The organism is Halorubrum rarum (assembly GCF_048380895.1).
Classification (GTDB): domain Archaea; phylum Halobacteriota; class Halobacteria; order Halobacteriales; family Haloferacaceae; genus Halorubrum.
Genome location: NZ_JBLWMN010000010.1, coordinates 23,311 through 39,246, shown reverse-complemented (window position 1 = coordinate 39,246; position 15,936 = coordinate 23,311). Strand labels below are relative to the sequence as shown.

The 15,936-nt window shown below is 62.4% G+C and carries 15 protein-coding genes and 1 tRNA gene; 7 read left to right on the top strand and 9 right to left on the bottom strand.

Annotated elements, in window-relative coordinates; translation table 11 throughout:
• The first annotated feature begins 349 nt into the window (after window positions 1–349).
• Genes ACNSN7_RS09515 through ACNSN7_RS09495 form a run of 5 tightly spaced genes read left to right on the top strand, consistent with a single transcriptional unit; the run spans window position 350 to window position 5,918 of the window.
• Entirely contained in the window at window positions 350–1,660 is a 1,311-nt protein-coding gene (locus ACNSN7_RS09515; RefSeq protein WP_418282041.1) for an ArgE/DapE family deacylase, read from the top strand.
• Window positions 1,650–2,558 (top strand): creatininase family protein, encoded by a 909-nt coding sequence (locus ACNSN7_RS09510; protein WP_418282040.1) that lies wholly within the window; start codon window positions 1,650–1,652, stop codon window positions 2,556–2,558. The genes ACNSN7_RS09515 and ACNSN7_RS09510 overlap by 11 nt, the downstream gene beginning before the upstream one ends.
• A gap of 16 nt (window positions 2,559–2,574) precedes the next feature.
• A complete protein-coding gene (locus ACNSN7_RS09505) occupies window positions 2,575–3,534 on the top strand; it encodes a CoA transferase subunit A (protein ID WP_418282039.1) in 960 nt (319 codons plus the stop codon).
• Window positions 3,531–4,484, top strand: coding sequence for a CoA-transferase subunit beta (locus ACNSN7_RS09500; protein WP_418282038.1), 954 nt, complete (start codon window positions 3,531–3,533; stop codon window positions 4,482–4,484). Before ACNSN7_RS09505 ends, ACNSN7_RS09500 begins: the two co-directional genes overlap by 4 nt.
• A 45-nt stretch (window positions 4,485–4,529) precedes the next feature.
• Window positions 4,530–5,918: an aminotransferase family protein gene (locus tag ACNSN7_RS09495; RefSeq protein WP_418282037.1), complete on the top strand. Its 1,389-nt coding sequence runs from the start codon at window positions 4,530–4,532 to the stop codon at window positions 5,916–5,918.
• On the opposite strand, the gene ACNSN7_RS09490 is transcribed toward ACNSN7_RS09495, so the two are convergent.
• The 4 genes from ACNSN7_RS09490 to ACNSN7_RS09475 all read right to left on the bottom strand — a co-directional run bounded on the left by ACNSN7_RS09490 (window position 5,824) and on the right by ACNSN7_RS09475 (window position 9,058).
• Window positions 5,824–6,171, bottom strand: a complete 348-nt coding sequence (locus ACNSN7_RS09490; RefSeq protein ID WP_418282036.1) for a sterol carrier protein domain-containing protein — start codon at window positions 6,169–6,171, stop codon at window positions 5,824–5,826. The genes ACNSN7_RS09495 and ACNSN7_RS09490 overlap by 95 nt on opposite strands.
• 323 nt (window positions 6,172–6,494) lie before the next feature.
• Entirely contained in the window at window positions 6,495–8,066 is a 1,572-nt protein-coding gene (locus ACNSN7_RS09485; RefSeq protein ID WP_418282035.1) for an AMP-binding protein, read from the bottom strand.
• A 334-nt stretch (window positions 8,067–8,400) separates the two neighbouring features.
• Complete coding sequence (locus tag ACNSN7_RS09480; RefSeq protein WP_418282106.1) at window positions 8,401–8,607, bottom strand: site-specific integrase; 207 nt, start codon at window positions 8,605–8,607, stop codon at window positions 8,401–8,403.
• Between the two features lie 376 nt (window positions 8,608–8,983).
• A tRNA-Glu gene (locus ACNSN7_RS09475) sits at window positions 8,984–9,058 on the bottom strand.
• Window positions 9,059–9,359: 301 nt separating this feature from the next.
• On the opposite strand from ACNSN7_RS09475, the gene ACNSN7_RS09470 reads away from it, so the two are divergent.
• Both ACNSN7_RS09470 and ACNSN7_RS09465 read left to right on the top strand, forming a co-directional pair.
• Complete coding sequence (locus ACNSN7_RS09470) at window positions 9,360–9,647, top strand: hypothetical protein (protein ID WP_418282034.1); 288 nt, start codon at window positions 9,360–9,362, stop codon at window positions 9,645–9,647.
• A 78-nt stretch (window positions 9,648–9,725) separates the two neighbouring features.
• Entirely contained in the window at window positions 9,726–10,685 is a 960-nt protein-coding gene (locus ACNSN7_RS09465; protein WP_418282033.1) for a zinc-dependent metalloprotease, read from the top strand.
• A 24-nt stretch (window positions 10,686–10,709) separates the two neighbouring features.
• Here the strand turns inward: ACNSN7_RS09465 and ACNSN7_RS09460 are convergent, their stop codons facing one another.
• The 5 genes from ACNSN7_RS09460 to ACNSN7_RS09440 all read right to left on the bottom strand — a co-directional run bounded on the left by ACNSN7_RS09460 (window position 10,710) and on the right by ACNSN7_RS09440 (window position 15,903).
• Window positions 10,710–11,204: a CBS domain-containing protein gene (locus ACNSN7_RS09460; RefSeq protein ID WP_418282032.1), complete on the bottom strand. Its 495-nt coding sequence runs from the start codon at window positions 11,202–11,204 to the stop codon at window positions 10,710–10,712.
• Window positions 11,205–11,298: 94 nt separating this feature from the next.
• On the bottom strand, window positions 11,299–12,657 hold the full coding sequence (locus tag ACNSN7_RS09455) for an ABC transporter ATP-binding protein (protein ID WP_418282031.1): 1,359 nt from the start codon (window positions 12,655–12,657) through the stop codon (window positions 11,299–11,301).
• Entirely contained in the window at window positions 12,654–13,904 is a 1,251-nt protein-coding gene (locus ACNSN7_RS09450; RefSeq protein ID WP_418282030.1) for an ABC transporter ATP-binding protein, read from the bottom strand. The genes ACNSN7_RS09455 and ACNSN7_RS09450 overlap by 4 nt, the downstream gene beginning before the upstream one ends.
• On the bottom strand, window positions 13,904–14,917 hold the full coding sequence (locus ACNSN7_RS09445; RefSeq protein WP_418282029.1) for an ABC transporter permease: 1,014 nt from the start codon (window positions 14,915–14,917) through the stop codon (window positions 13,904–13,906). The genes ACNSN7_RS09450 and ACNSN7_RS09445 overlap by 1 nt, the downstream gene beginning before the upstream one ends.
• Complete coding sequence (locus ACNSN7_RS09440) at window positions 14,914–15,903, bottom strand: ABC transporter permease (protein WP_418282028.1); 990 nt, start codon at window positions 15,901–15,903, stop codon at window positions 14,914–14,916. The genes ACNSN7_RS09445 and ACNSN7_RS09440 overlap by 4 nt, the downstream gene beginning before the upstream one ends.
• Window positions 15,904–15,936: the final 33 nt, after the last annotated feature.

The following is a 15,936-nucleotide window of genomic DNA, read 5'->3' as shown; positions in this document are numbered from 1 at the left end:
CGCTTCCGTCTCCGTCGCCACTGAGGCATCCGGCGAGTCCGATCGTACCAATAACCCCGGTACTTCCCACAGTACGCAACATCCCTCGGCGGCTCCTCATACTCGTCTGTCGGTTCTGCGTACTCGTCCTCTGCTGCCCGTTCGTGCCGCCGTCCGTGTCGGTTTCGGTCTCGCGTTTTCTCATTGGTCATAGATAGCAAGGAACTCCCTCATAATAAAACTTGCTAGATATTAATGCAAAAACTAAACCGAAAAAAACTAATTCTTGCATAATACTTAACACTGTTAAACGACAACTGGGGAATGATGGTACGATATTACACACCACGTCGATCGACGGAGGGAGCGGATGTCGAACACTAACGGGTCGATGGACGCAGAGATGTTGGAACGCGTCGACGCTGCAGTCTCAGCTCTCTCCACGGACCTCGCCTGTTTTGCGAGCGATCTCGTTGCGGTACCCAGCGTGCCGGGCAACGAGGGACCTGCACAGGATATCGTTCGGAGAAAACTCGAGTCGCTCGGTCTGTCTGTCGAAACGATTGACGCCGAGTCGGTTGCGGGGCTCAGAGACCATCCCGAGTACGTCGAACCCGACTCGTCTTACGACGATCGGCCGAACCTCGTAGCGACACGCGAGGGGAACGGCAACGGGCGATCATTGCTGTTCAATGGGCACGTAGATGTCGTTCCCGAGGGCGATCGTGACGCGTGGTCATTCGATCCGTTCTGTGGGACCATCGAGGACGGGAACCTCCTGGGTCGAGGCGCTTCCGACATGAAAGGCGGAGTCGCGGCGATGATCTTCGCTCTGGAAGCGCTAGAGAATGCCGGAATACACCTTTTGGGGGATCTCTCTATTAATACCGTCATCGAGGAAGAGTACGGCGGTTCGGGGGGCACGCTCGCCAGTGTCCTCGCGGGGGTGGACGCCGACGCTGTCGTTATCCCGGAACCGACCGACTTCGACCAGTGGATCGCCAACGACGGGGTATCATACTTCCGCGTCACCACCGAGGGAAAAAGCGCCCACGCTGCCGAAACCGATTCCGGGGTGAACGCGGTGTCGAAGTTATTACCGATCTATCACGCTCTCGAGGAGTTACACGACAAGCGCAAGACGACTGTCCACGACGACCTCTTCGAGGAGTGGCACGAACACACCGTCTCGCTCAACCTCGGGACGATCCGCGGCGGCGAGTGGATTTCCAGCGTCCCGGACGAGGCGACCTTGCAGGCGCGCATTTCACACGCGCCCGCCGAAACCCGCGAGGAGATCCACGACGCGGTCGAGGCGGCCGTGGAGTCAGCCACCGTTGGGGACCCGTGGTACGACGACCACCCACCCGAAGTCGAATGGTTCGGCTGGCGGGGCAGTTCCGCGAATATCGATCCCGGAGAGCCGATCGTCCAGACCGTCCGATCGGTCACCTCAAGCGTGCTCTGCCGCGATAGCCACCCACAGGGGTTCCCCGGCGGGATCGACTCGCGATTTTTCATCAATGAGAACGGAACGCCGGCGACCTGCTTCGGTCCCGGCGCATACAACATCCACGGCACCGACGAGTACCTCCCGGTCGACGAACTCGAGGAGATCACGCTCGCGCTCGCGGTCATCGCCATGGAGTGGTGTGGGTACGAGGTGAGAGATGCCGAGTGAGGCTTCGACGATAGCCACTCCGTCCGACGCCACCGATCGCCCCTCCCGGTACGACGAACTACGATGGCCGGAGATCGATGCCGCGGCGGAGGCGGGGACAACCGTCCTCGTCCCGGTGGGTGCGACCGAGGATCACGGACCGCACCTCCCCGTGGACGTCGATCGTCGGATCGTCGAGGCGATCTGCGAGCCGACCGCAGCCGGGCGGGACGACACGCTGTTGTTCCCCACGATCGACCACGGCTACCTGCCACACCACATGGACTTCCCGGGCGGGATCACTATCGGCTGGCGGATATTCGTCGAGTACGTGATCGACGTCTGCGCGTCGCTGGCCCATCACGGCTTCGAGAAGATTCTCCTCGTGAACGGACACGGATCGAACCATCACCTGCTTGAGTTGGCGACGCGGCAGGTGATCTTGCAGTATCCGGACGTCCACTGCGCGATGCTCTCGTGGTGGCAACTCGCGGAGGTCCGTGACGTCGCCGCGGCGGTAAGAACGGCGGGTGCACAGGGGTCCGCACACGCAGGAGAGATGGAGACGTCGATCTACCTGCATCTTTTCCCAGACCGCGTCGACATGGATGCGGCCGTCCGCGACGTCAGCTATCCCGAAAGCAGTCATTTTAACAACCTCGATCTCGCGGGCGAGACGAGACCGGACGACTCCACGCCCGTTACGATGATGGAGTGGTGGTCGACGATATCCGAGACCGGCGTCATGGGCGATGCGACCGCCGCATCGGCCGAACATGGCGAACTGTTCCTAGAGGGGGCTATCGAAGGGCTCGATTCGGTTCTCGAGGAATTCGCCGACCATCCGATCCGATCGATCGACGACCATCATTCGCGCACCGTCGCAGACCGCGAATACGACGTTTTCAGGCCGAGATAAATCGATGGACGCACGCATGAAAGACCGAACGGAGAACACGGGGGAACAGCAAGGAACCAGGACAGCACAGCGGGACAAAACGACTGATCTGACCGACGCGATCGACGAGTACGTCCACGACGGGGCGAGCGTCGCCTTCGGCGGCATGGGCGGACGCGATCCGGAAGCGGCCGCCCGGGAAATCGTCCGGCAGGGAAAACGTGAGTTGACAGTCCTCGATGACGCTCGAACGACACTTCTAGACATCATGGTCGGGGCTGGCGTAGTCGACGAATACGTGGGTTCGTGGGTTGGTACGAGCCTCATCTCGCAGGGACACAACATTCGGAACGCGGTCGAAAACGGCGTTCCACACCACCTGCAAATGCGGGACCTGTCGAACTTCGGCTCCTCGCTCATGTTCCTTGCTGGCGCGATGGACGTTCCGTTCGTCCCAACACGATCGATGGTCAACTCGGACATTCCGACTTACAACGATGACCTCGAAATCATCGACGATCCCATGGGATCCGGCGATCGGCTCACGCTGGTCCCGCCGGCGAACCCGGACGTGGCGATCATCCACGTCCAGCGGTGCGATCGGATGGGTAACGCCCAGATCTACGGAAACGTGGTCAACGATCACTTGAAAGCACGCGCCGCATCGCACACGATACTCACCTGCGAGGAACTCGTTTCGACTGCGGAGATACGCGATCGCCCGGAACTCACTCGAATTCCGTTCTACACGGTCGACGCGGTCGTCGAGGTCCCGTTCGGCTCGCACCCGTGGCACTGCTACGGCTACTACTACGCCGACCTCCCGTTTTATCGCGAGTACGGACTCCGATCAATGGAGCGGGCTGACTTCCTCGAGTGGATCGACGAGTGGATCGTCCCGCACGAGGAGTACCTCGAGCGGATCGGTACAAAGCGGCTCGCGACGCTCGAACGGATGGAAGCCGAAATCAACGATCTGACGGAGGTCGACCGATGACCGAGGAGGGACACCTGACTGATTCGGATCAGTCCCAATCCGGCATTGATTCGACGACAACCAATCCGCTCGGTGTGGACCGACCGCACGAGACGGCCGCGGAGTACACTCGCACCGAACTGCTTGCCGTCACGGCGGCACGACAGATCCACGACGGCGAGACCGCCTTCATCGGGGTCGGCATGTCGTTAATGTCCGGGGTGCTCGCAAAGTACACCCATGCGCCGAATTGCCACCTCGTCACGGAGTCTGGGTACGTCGGCTCAGTCCCTCCCGGAGTCGTCCAGTCGATCTCCGACACGGTGTTGGGTGTCGACGCGCTGGTCGCGACCGACCAGTTTGAGATCTTCGTCGACAACCAGCGCGGCGCGTTCGACGTGGGGATCATCGGCGCAGGCCAGATCGACAGCCGTGGGAACACGAACTCAACGGCGGTGATCGGTGATCGGACCTACGATCGTCCGAAAGTCCGTCTCCCCGGCTCAGGCGGCAGTAACGACATTATGACCTCTTGCGGCCGAACGGTTGTCATGATGCGCCAGAAGCGCCGAGCCTTCGCCGAGGAGATCGACTATCGGACGGCGCCGGGACACCTCGACGCCTCCGGCGAGCGGTCGGCCTCGGGGTTCAAGGGCGAGGGTCCCTGTGCTGTGATCACAGATATGGCCGTCTTCGGCTTCGACGACGGTGAAATGATACTGAAATCGACCCATCCGGATGTCTCCGTCGATAACGTCCGGTCAGAGGTTCAGTGGGACCTCCGGGTCGCAGACGACGTGTTTACGACCCGGGAACCGACGAACGCGGAGGTTGCGATGTTGCGGACGATCGATCCTGCCGACGTCGTTCTCCGTGGCACCGACTACGTCTACGAGGTCGGCTTCGAGGAGTGGAGCGACACCGTCCTCGATCACTGGCGGCAACTGCGATCGATCCACGACGAGGAATAGAGAAATAAACGATTCAACAATCAATATGGACGACACATACGCACGATGACCGACACCAACGATTCGGACAGCGCCAGAACCACGACGAGCGGTACCGACCTCGGCGGGATGTTTCCGCGGGTCTTCGACAAGGAGTACGTTACGATCACTCAAGGGGAGGGGCCTTGGGTATGGGATGCCGACGGCAACAAGTACTTCGACGCAATCTCGGGCAACCAGAACGCGAACGTCGGCCACGGACTCGCTGAAATCGCCGAAGCAGCCAGGGAACAGATCGAACGACTCGAGTACACCTCGAGTATGCTGTTCGCAAACGAACCCGCACAAGAGTACACCGAGAAGATTGCGGCGTTCACCCCCGACGGGTTCGAACACACGTGGCTGGTCTCCAGCGGGTCGGAGGCCAACGAGAGTGCAGTCAAAATGGCCCGTCAGTACCACTACGAGCGGGGAAACGAGGGCAAATACAAGATCATATCGAGGCGGCGCAGCTACCACGGCAACACGGGAATTGCCATGGCACTGTCGGGGTTTCCCTCGCGTAAGGACAAGATGGAGCCGCTCTTTTCGAACTTCCCAAAGGCACCCACTGGGGCTCCCTACCGGTGTGAACGGTGCGACGGGGACGGTGGCCACCGATGCGGCGTCGCCTGTGCGGACGATGTCGAACGACTCATCCAGGACGAGGGTGCTGACAGCGTTGCCGCGTTCATTGCAGAACCGGTCACCGGTGCGGCTAACGCGGGAGCGTATCCACACGAGGGGTACTTCCAGCGAATTCGAGAGATCTGTGACGAGCACGACGTGTTGTTCATTGTCGACGAGGTCATGTCTGGATTCGGTCGGACGGGCGAGAACTTCGCGATCGAACACTTCGACGTCACGCCTGACATCATCACTGGCGCGAAGGGGATGAGCGGCGGCTACTCCCCGATCGGCGGCACGATGCCCCACGAGCGCGTGGTCGACACCTTCGTCGGCCTGGAGGACGGGTTCCAGCACGGCCATACGTACTGTTTTAACCCAACGTCGGCAGCGATCGGACTGGCGGTACTCGAGTACGTCAAGGAACATGACCTAGTCGCGAACGCCCGCGACGTCGGCGCGTACCTCCGAAAGCGTTGTCAGGAGTTCTACGAGTACGAGTTCGTCGGCGACGTTCGGGGGAAAGGCCTCATGATCGGCGTGGAGTTCGTCGGCGATCGCGAAACGAAAGCGCCGTTGGAATCGACGGGGAAGACGTTCCAGTCGCTGTTGTTCGAGACGGGTCTCGACAACGGGATCCTCACTTACCCCAGCGGCGGGCACGTCGACGGCCGGTTCGGGGATCACACGCTCATCACGCCGCCGTTGACGATCGACGAGGCGGACGCCGACCTCGTCGTCGATCGGATGCATGCGACGCTGTCGACGGTCGAGTCCGAACTCGACTAGTCGTTTCGTCTACCGGTGACGATCGGAGCACTGTTTCGCCGTTTCTCTCGACATTGCAAAACGGAAGAACGGGTGCCGACTCACTCGACCCGACGTACAGTTGCGAAAGAGTCGACATGTCGAGACGAACATCCGGATCAGCGTCGGTTCGTTCGCACCGCGCCGTCCCGGTTCGCCACTCGATCGCGAACCTCGCGTCGTTCCAGGGAGCGATCGGATCGTCGACGAGATCCAGGAGTTCGACGCCGAACAACCCACGGTGATCCCCCCGAGGGCGTGGCGATCCCCCCGGATCCGCGTCGAAAGCGTGTACTGCCGACAGACACAGCGGAGTGCGTCCTCGTCGAAGACGGCCCGTCGATCGCCTAGGTCGGGATACAGGTGAGCGTCGAGGTCGTCAGCCGTCCCTAGCGGCCCCTCACCGAGCCAAAACGCGTAGTTGACGACGTCTCGGTACTCCGCCGCCCGATCGGATGGCACCGGGCCGTATTCGACCATAGGTAGTAACTCCGGAGAACTCCCAAAAGAGGTTCTTCCCTCACGATCCGCCGATCGCCGTCCCACTACCGATCGCGATTACCCGATCCGACGATCGCCGTCCCAGTGCAGATCACGAAGCGCTTCCTTGTCGGGTTTCCCAAGCGGCGTCATCGGGAGTCGATCGACGAACTCGTAGGATTTCGGCAATTTGTATCCCGCGAGCCGATCGTCAACGTGTCGCCGAAGCGAGTCCTCTCCGATGTCTTCGGCAGAGACGACGACAGCGTGGACTGCCTCGCCCCAGTCGTCGTGTGGGACGCCGATCACGGCGATAGACTCGACAGCTGGATGCTCGCCCAGCACTCTTTCGACTTCTCGGGTGTAGACGTTCATCCCGCCACTGACGACGACGTCACCCTCCCGATCGACCAGAAAGAGATAACCCTTATCGTCGATCCGACCGATGTCGCCGGTGTGGACCCATCCGTCCCGGAGAGTCTGATCGGTCACTTTGGGTCGTTCGAAGTACTTGGCGAAGGTGTACGGTGACGACACAACGATCTCGCCGTGGTCGCCCGGGAGGACGTCTCGTCCGGTATCCGGATCGACGATTCGGAGATCAACGAGTCGACACGGTTTGCCCGCCGCACGCAAGAGGTCGTTGTGGCCGTCCCGAATTGCGAGTGCATGATCGCGACGATCCAGCGTGGAAATGAGGTTCGGGACCTCTGTCTGGCCGTAAAACTGCACGAATATCGGTCCGAACCGATCGATCGCCTCTCGCAGGCGATCGGGCTGGATCGGCGCAGCTCCGTAGATGATGCGGTCGATGGACTCAAGGTCCGTCCGAGACGTGCCCTCATCCAGTAGACGATACAACATCGTAGGGACGAGAAACGTCCACGTCACATCGTGCGCATCGATCGCCTCGATAGTCCGACCGATGTCGAACGACCGCTGGATGACAACTGTCCCCCCGGCGAGTAACCCCGAAAGCAAGAACGTCCCGCCCGAGTGCGAAAGCGGGGTCGAGACGAGCCCGATGTCGCTTTCTTCGAACCCGAGTTCGAGCAGGTGTGCGAGGAAATTTGCCGTCAAACACGCATGGGTGTAACAGACTCCTTTCGGGTCGCCGGTCGTACCACCGGTGTAGAAGTGTCCAGCGATCGACTCGGGCGTCACCGACACCGACGGCGGGCAGTCGTTGTCGTGATAGGATTCGAACTGCTCGATCGATCGCCACCCCGATGGTGGCTCCGACTCCGTCGTGATACACACCTCAGGGGGGACGGTAGATCGGATCGCGTCGACGATCGGTCGAGTGTCGTCGTCACAGACCACTGCGGTCGCGTGCGAGTCCGAAAGGACGTATTCGATCTCCGATCTCGATAGCGCCGGATTGATCGGGAGGCGCGCTCCGCCGGCTTTGAACGTGGCGATGTCGACAATGGGGGTCTCGATCCGATTCGAGAGTAAGACTGCGATCCGATCTTCGGGCTGGATGCCCGACGCGACGAACCCGTTCGCGATCGCGTTCGATTGTCGGTTGAGTTCCCGATATGTCAGCTCCGCACTGCGGAACCGAATCGCGGGTAACTCGGGGTGTCGATTGAGAGCAGAAGTGAATATCCTCGGTAACGTCCGGGGGAACGCGTGCGTCGAGTCCATTAATAACGTTTTGTCGGTCTTACAGATATAAATCTATGACGTCGGTCCCGGGTAGTGTTCAGAGACGCTGATTCCATGCGAAAGCGAACGATCGCAGCCACTCATCAAACAGTAATTAACCAGCCAGCTGTACACATTGCATATGAATGATAACGACCCGAAACCGGATACACCTCCTTCGCCGTATTATTCGTCAAAAGTGCCTGATATTCCGGGTAATGGTCGTACGTGGTTTGCTGTTCTTCTAACCCTTATAAAATGGGCTCTGGTGAATCGCCAGACGGCGTTTGATTTCACTGGTTCACGGTTTGCTTGATGTTGTAGACCGCACACATCAGAACGATCTCACGGAATTTGCGGTACCACGCTCGTGACGGAGCCACTTGTAGAGCATCTTCACCGACTTCTGGCAGTTGACTTTGTGTACCGCGCTCACGTCTCGGTGGGCGAGGTGGTCCATCCACGCGTCGGCATGGTCGTGCGTGAGGTTTGCGGTGTATCCCTCCTCTTGCTCCCAGACGAAGCGGTAGAACTGATCCATGCGACACGCTCGGGGTTCGATCGTCCCTTTCGCGTATCCTTTTGCTTTGTCCGGGTCTTTTCCGTACGCGAGAAGCCAGCGCAAGCACTCTTCACGCTCGGCACGGTAATCAAGGAGCTAACGTTGGTTCAGGTACGATTCCGATACCTCGGTGACGATGGGGGTACTCGTCAAGGTTTATCGTCACATCGTCTCCGAGGCTTCGTTCGCTGTGATGTCCCCGTCTGAATCCTTCGAGTCTAATTGGTCCGGTAAACCCGGAAATCGAAAGAAGGCGTCGGGGTGTGTGAATACTTCGAATTTGTTTGGTCTGCGGATTGAGTCATTCGACCTCGTTCACACAAGCCAAAATCGCAAGACGGCGGAAGGAAAGAAGTGCTCCGGCTGGGATTCGAACCCAGGTCATTGCCGTGAGAGGGCAATATGATTGGCCGGACTACACCACCAGAGCGTGTGTCCGCGTTCGTCTGAACGCACTCGAGGATATGAAAGACCGAAGTAAAACAGTTCCGCTTTCACCCCGCCGTGGGGCGCTTTGTCGTGGGATCAGTGGTCGGGGTCGTCGCTCGACCCGTCCGTCGATCGGACGTCGACGGCGAACTCGTCGACGTACTCGAGCCAGACGCGGTGCCCCTCGGTCGCGAACCCCGAGGGACTCGTCGGTTGATTAATAAGAGATCCGTCGGTTCGATCAACGGGGACTACCGCCGGTCGCCAGCACGGTTAAGCGGGTGGCGAGAGAACGACTGATCATGTCGGACCGATCGCTGACGCTACTCGAGATCCACCTCGGCGACGCGCGGATACAGTTAGGATCGAAGACGCTCGACGTATCGTCTGACGACGAGGCGGCGGAACCGCCCGACTCGGACGTCGACGAGGACGAAAGCGAGCACGCCGGCTCGAGCCGTTCGGGACGTACCATCGGCGCGGGGTTACTCGTCGTGCTCGTCGTCGTGGCGCTCGCAGCTATCGCGTGGAAGGTACTCGGAGAGACGGATCTCGACGCGGCCGATGAGCTGGACGCGCTCGACGACTGAGTCCGCTCCAGGAACGGTAACGACGTGTCGTCCGCTGAGGGACACAACTGATTTGAATCCGGCACTCCTCGATAGGGTATGAACGTGCTTCGAGGGCTCCGTGCGGTCTCCGAGGCGTCCGGAGCGGGCGTCGTGGATTGGGAGAACGCGGCGGAGGCCGCGAAAGCGAGCACGGACCCCGGCTCGCTCGCGCTCTCTCCCGCCGAGCGGGAGGGATACGCTGCGGACGTACGGGACGCCCGGTCACGCCTTCGATCGGTCGCCGGGATCGAGTTCGAAGTTCCCGAAACCGTCGAGATACAGAACCGACATCACTGGATAGACGCCAGTCTGTCGACGTTCGAGAACGTGATGCGACCGATCGAGGCGGTCGCCACTCCGGTGCTACCCGACCTCTCCCGCGTCGTCAACACCGGATCGATGGCGGTGACGCTCGGGTTCCTCGCCCGAAACGTGCTCGGCCAGTACGATCCCCTCCTGTTGGCGAACGAGCCCGACGCCGATCACGGGCTCTACTTCGTCCACCCGAACATCGTCGCGGTCGCCGCGGAGCTGGACGCCGACTATCCCCGATTCCGGCGCTGGATCGCGTTCCACGAGGTGGCTCACGCCGCGGAGTTCGGGGTCGCCCCGTGGCTGCCGACGTACCTCGAGTCGCGCGTCGAGGAGGGCGTCGAGACGCTCACGGCAGGCAGATTCGACCGGGAGGCGTTCGTCGAGCTGCAGCTCGCGATGACAGCGGTCGAGGGCTACGCGGAGCTGTTGATGGATCGAGCGTTCGACGACGAATACGCGGACCTCCGTCGAAAGGTCGATGCCCGTCGCGACGGCGGTGGTCCGTTCCAGCGGGTCATGCGTCGGTTCCTCGGTCTCGATCTCAAACGACGGCAGTACGAGCGCGGTGCGGCGTTCTTCGAGGCCGTCGCCGACGCGCGAGGGCTCGACGGGGCGAGCGTCGTCTGGGAACGTCCCGAGTACCTCCCGACCAGCACGGAGCTCGACCGACCCGAGACGTGGCTGGCACGGGTGGACCCGTGAGCGCGAACGACGTCTGGGAGCTCGCTACTCGATCCGTCGATCCCGGAACGCCTTGATCACGTCCTGCCGAGCGATGATCCCGACGAGACGACCGTCCTCGTCGACGACGGGGACACGGTTGATGTTCGGGTCGTCGGACCCGAGCAGCGCGAGGACATCGTCGACGTCGGCGTCGGGAGTCACGGTCGCGACGTCGGTGCTCATCACCTCCGAGATCGGTTTGTCGGCGTTGCGAACGAGGTCGACGCCGAGATCCAGATCCGCCCACGGCGGCTTCACTTGGTAGGTGAGCGTGTCGACGAACGGGGGGAGCCCGATCGGTATCCAGAGGGTCTCGTCGTCGGGCTCGAACAGGTCGACGAGATCGGACTCCGTGACGACCCCGACCACCGACCCGTCGTCGTCAACGACCGGAAATCCGCTGAACGGGTATCGCGCGAATCGCTTGAACACCGCGGACACGTCGTCGTCCGGGGCGACCGTCTTCACGTCCGTCTCCATCAGATCACGAGCCTGCATGCGGTCGACGTCGTCGGCCGATGCCGTAGGCGTTTCGGCCGGTGTGGACGACCGATCCGACAGTCGGTCCGGTGGTCAGCCGTCGTTCTCCGCATCACTCCGCATCGACGATGCCGTTCTCGCTCCGCTCGGCCACCGGATCGACGCGCCCGTCGCGTCCCCACTCGTCTACCGCGTCGCGGACCGGTTTCGGTTGGTCGTCCCGGAGGCACGCGGACGGGTGCGGATCGTCGGTCAGCTTCGGATCGACGACCTCACACACCGACTCATACCGGTCGCGGAGCACCGCTTCGGCGGTCTCGACGTCCACGTCGGCGAGCGCCTCGAACGACTCCCGAACGACCGTTTCGTCCCGTCCGTCGAGCTCGTGCGAGAACAGCTCCTCGAACAGCCCGTCCACGAACGCCTCGGTGTCCGTTCGGTCCGGGTCACCGAGCTGTTCCCACCGCTTCTCCGGATCGAGTCGACCGTTCTCGAGTAACGTCCGGTACTCGACGATCTCGCGGTACGTTTCGCGGCTCACGTCGACGTCTGACGGCCGTATCACGACCGGGCAGCGCGTCCGGAACGAACAGCCCGACGGCGGGTTTCGCGGCGAGGGGACGTCCCCGGAGATGGTCTCTCGGTCGCGGTCCTGCTCGTCGGTGGTCGCCCGCGGGACCGACGACAGGAGCGCCTCCGTGTACGGATGTTTCGGGTCGTCGAAGATATCCTCGGCCGGACCGATCTCGACCAGTTCCCCGAGATACATCACCGCCACCCGGTCACAGACGTGATTGATCACGGAGAGGTCGTGGCTGATGAGCAGGTACGTGAGATCGAACTCCGCTTGGAGATCGTCCAACAGGTTCAGTACCTGCGCCTGCACGGAGACGTCGAGCGCGCTCGTCGGCTCGTCCAACAGGATGAACTCCGGTTCGAGCGCGAGCGCGCGAGCGATACCGATCCGCTGGCGCTGCCCGCCGGAGAACTCGTGTGGGTATCGGTCGAGCTGGTCTGCGGAGAGTCCGACGTGTTCGAGCAGTTCGGCCACTCGGTCCGTGCGGTCCGCTGCGGTCCCGATATCGTGGATATCCAGCGGTTGGCGCACGATCTCGCCGACCGTCATCCGTGGGTCCAAACTGGAGAAGGGGTCCTGAAAGACGACCTGCGCATCGCGACGGAACGCCTGGAGGTCGGCCCCGTCGAGGTCGTACACGTTCTCTCCCTCGAACTCGACGGAACCGCCCGTCGGCTCCTGAAGCCGGAGTACCGTCTCTCCCGTCGTCGACTTCCCGCAGCCGGACTCGCCGACGAGGCCGAGCGTCTCTCCGCGCCGGATGTCGAAGTTGACCCCGTCGACCGCCTTGATCGCGGTCGTGCCGTCGCCGAACAGCCTGTCGAGAAGCGAGTCGTTCTCCCAGAAGTACTTCTCCAGTCCGCGAACGCGGACCAGCGGCTCGTCGGCGCTCATCGACGCTCACCCCCGTCACCGACGATCTCGGGACCGCCCATCGATTCCGATCCGTCGCTTCGATCGGCGGAACCGTCCTCGAAGTAGCCGCTCGGAAGCGCGGTCGACTCGTCGTACGGCTCCCTCGCGAGGTAACACTTCGCGGCGTGGTCGGCCGTCCCGTCGTCGACCGCGAACTCCGGAGGTTTCTCCAGACACGCCTCCATCGCCTTCGGGCAGCGATCCGCGAAGTAACACCGGTCGGGCATCTCGTGGGCGAGGAGGCTCGGGACGTTGCCCGCGATCGGCTGGAGCCGGCCGCCGGCATCGTCGAGGTTCGGGACGCTTCCCAACAACCCCTTCGTGTACGGGTGAGTCGGCGCGTCGAACACGTCTGCGAGCGTGCCGCGCTCGACTATCTCTCCGGCGTACATCACGCCGACGCGATCACACATCCGAGCGACGACTCCGAGATCGTGTGTGATGAGCGCGATCGTCATCCCCGTCTCAGCCTGGATGTCGTCGAGCAGATCGAGCACCTGCGCCTGGATGGTGACGTCGAGCGCGGTCGTCGGCTCGTCGGCGATCAGCACGTTCGGCTCGCCAGCCAGCGCCTGCGCGACCATCGCACGCTGTAACATCCCGCCGGAGTACTCGTGTGGATACTCGTCGGCACGCAACACCGGGTCGGGGATGCCGACCAGCTCGAGCAGTTCGACCGCGCGATCGCGGCTCTCCTCGGTCACGTACTCCCGCGAGGAGGAGACGAAGCTCATGAGGTACTGCCCGAGCCCGTATCCCTGCGTCCGGGAGGCGACCGAGCGCGGGTTCGACCGGGCCCGCTGTTGGGCCTCGACCGCCTCCGCGATCTGCTCGCCGACCGTCAGACTCGGGTTGAAGCTGCTCATCGGGTCCTGAAAGACCATACTGAAGTGCGTTCCCCGAAGCGTTCGCCGGATCCGGTCGGGAAGCGCGAGCAGGTTCACCTCGTCGCCGTCGACCGCCTCGGGCGTCTCGTCCGCGACCGACTCGGCGAGCTCGGCGCTTCGGTACCAGATCGCTCCCCCCGTCACGCGTCCGGGCGACTCGATCATGCCCATGAGCGAGAGGGCCGTCACGCTCTTTCCGGAGCCCGACTCGCCGACGACGCCGAACACCTCGCCGTCGGCCACCTCCAAGTCGACGCCCTCGACCGCGTTCACTTGTCCCTCCTCGGTGAAGAATCGGGTCTCGAGACCGTCCACGCGGAGGATCGGTGCCTCGGACATCACATCCCACCTCCGTGTTCGCCCTCGAGTCCGGGATCGAGCGCGTCCCGGAGCCAGTCACCGAGCAGGTTGATCCCGACGACCGCGAGGACGATCGCGAGACCCGGCATGCTGGAGATCCACCACGACGTACCGAGATAGTCACGCCCCTGCGCGATGTCGAAGCCCCACGACAGCGTCGTTCCGGAGAAGCCCAGGAAGGACAGCGAGCTCTCGAGTAAGATGATCGCGGCCACCTGGATCGTCGCGAGCACGATGATCGGCGTGAGGCTGTTCGGCAACACGTGTCGCGTGAGGATGGTCCAGTCGCCCGCGCCGAGACTCCGTGCGGCCTTGACGTACTCCTGTTGGCGTATCGATAGCGCCTCCCCGCGTGCGACACGCGCGAACCACACCCAGTTGACGATGCCGACGACGAGCGTCAGCGTGACCGGAAACACGAACGACTCCGGCATCCCGTCGACCAACCCGAGCTGCACGAACGGGTCGGGTATGCGTATCGTTAGCGGGCCTAACAGCCCGACTAGTGCGATCGCCAGCACGAGCGCCGGGAACGCGAGCATGACGTCCGCGAACCGCATCAACACGTCGTCGGTCCGTCCGCCGTAGTACCCCGCGGTGAGGCCGACGCTCACGCCGGTTCCGACGGCAAAGAGGGTCCCGAACAGCCCGACCATCAGGGAGGTTCGTGCCCCGAACAACACCCGTGAGAACAGATCACGTCCCAGCGAGTCGGTCCCCAGCGGGTGTTCGAGCGTTCCCCGCTCCTCGACGGTGACTATCTGTCGCTCGCCGTCCACCATCTGGAACTGCTCGCTCGTCTGGGTGACGCCTGCCGGGGGCAGGTTCGAGTCGTCCAACCCTTGCTGTGTGGGATCGTGCGGTGCCAGAAACGGTGCGAACGTCGCCATCGCCACCATGAGAAACACGAGGAACAGCCCGACTTTCGCCATCAGGCTTCGGGAGAACTCCGATCTGAGGCTTCGGCGGACGCGGTCCGAGATGAGGCTCATTCGAGCGTCACCCGCGGGTTGAGCCGCGCGTACAGCGCGTCGACCGCGATGTTTATCACGACGAACCCGACGCCGATGACGATGAGTGCGCCCTGAATGATGGGCCAGTCACGGACGGTGATCGCGTCGATGATCAGCGTCCCGAGCCCGGGCCAGTTGAACACGAACTCCGTGATCACCGCCCCGCCGATGAGCGTCCCGAGCTGGAGTCCCAACACGGTGATGATCGGGATCATCGTGTTACGGAGGGCGTGTTTGTAGGTGACGAGCGTCTCGGGAAGCCCCTTCGCGCGTGCGGCTTCCACGTACGGCTGTCCGAGTTCGTCGAGCATTCCGCTGCGGGTGAGTCTGACGATCATTGCGGTGAAGTAGGTTCCGAGCGTGATCGCAGGGAGGATCATATGGGTGATCCATGCACGTATTCCGAGGGTGTCGAGTTGGAACACGAGCATTTCGAGGGCGGCCACGAGCCCGATCGGACGTTGGCTCGTCGGGAGCAGGCCGAGTCCGACCGAGACGATCATGATGAGCATGATGCCGAGCCAGAAGTTCGGCGTGCTGATCCCGACCAGCGAGAAGCCCGTCGCCGCGTAGTCGGCCGGCTGGTGACGCCGCGTCGCCGAGAGCACGCCGAGCGGGATCGAGAACGCGATCGCGACGACGGTCGCGGCGACCGCGAGCTCGATCGTCGCCGGGATCCGCAACGCGATGATCTCGCTTGCGGGCCGGCCCCGAATGTAGGAGTATCCCATATCTCCCTGCAGGATACCGGCGAGGTACTGTCCGTACTGCGTGTATATCGGCTGATCGAGTCCGAGGTTGCGAGCGATCCGTGCTCGAAGCTCCGGTCCCGCATCGATCGGTGCGATGAAATCGACCGGGCTCCCGGGCGTCATGAATCGGAGGAGAAACACCACCGTGATGACTCCCCAGACGACGAGGAGGCCCTGGAGACCGCGGCGAATGAGGAACTGATACTGTGACATGTGAGAGCGTCGTGAGCGAACTGAAAACGGTCG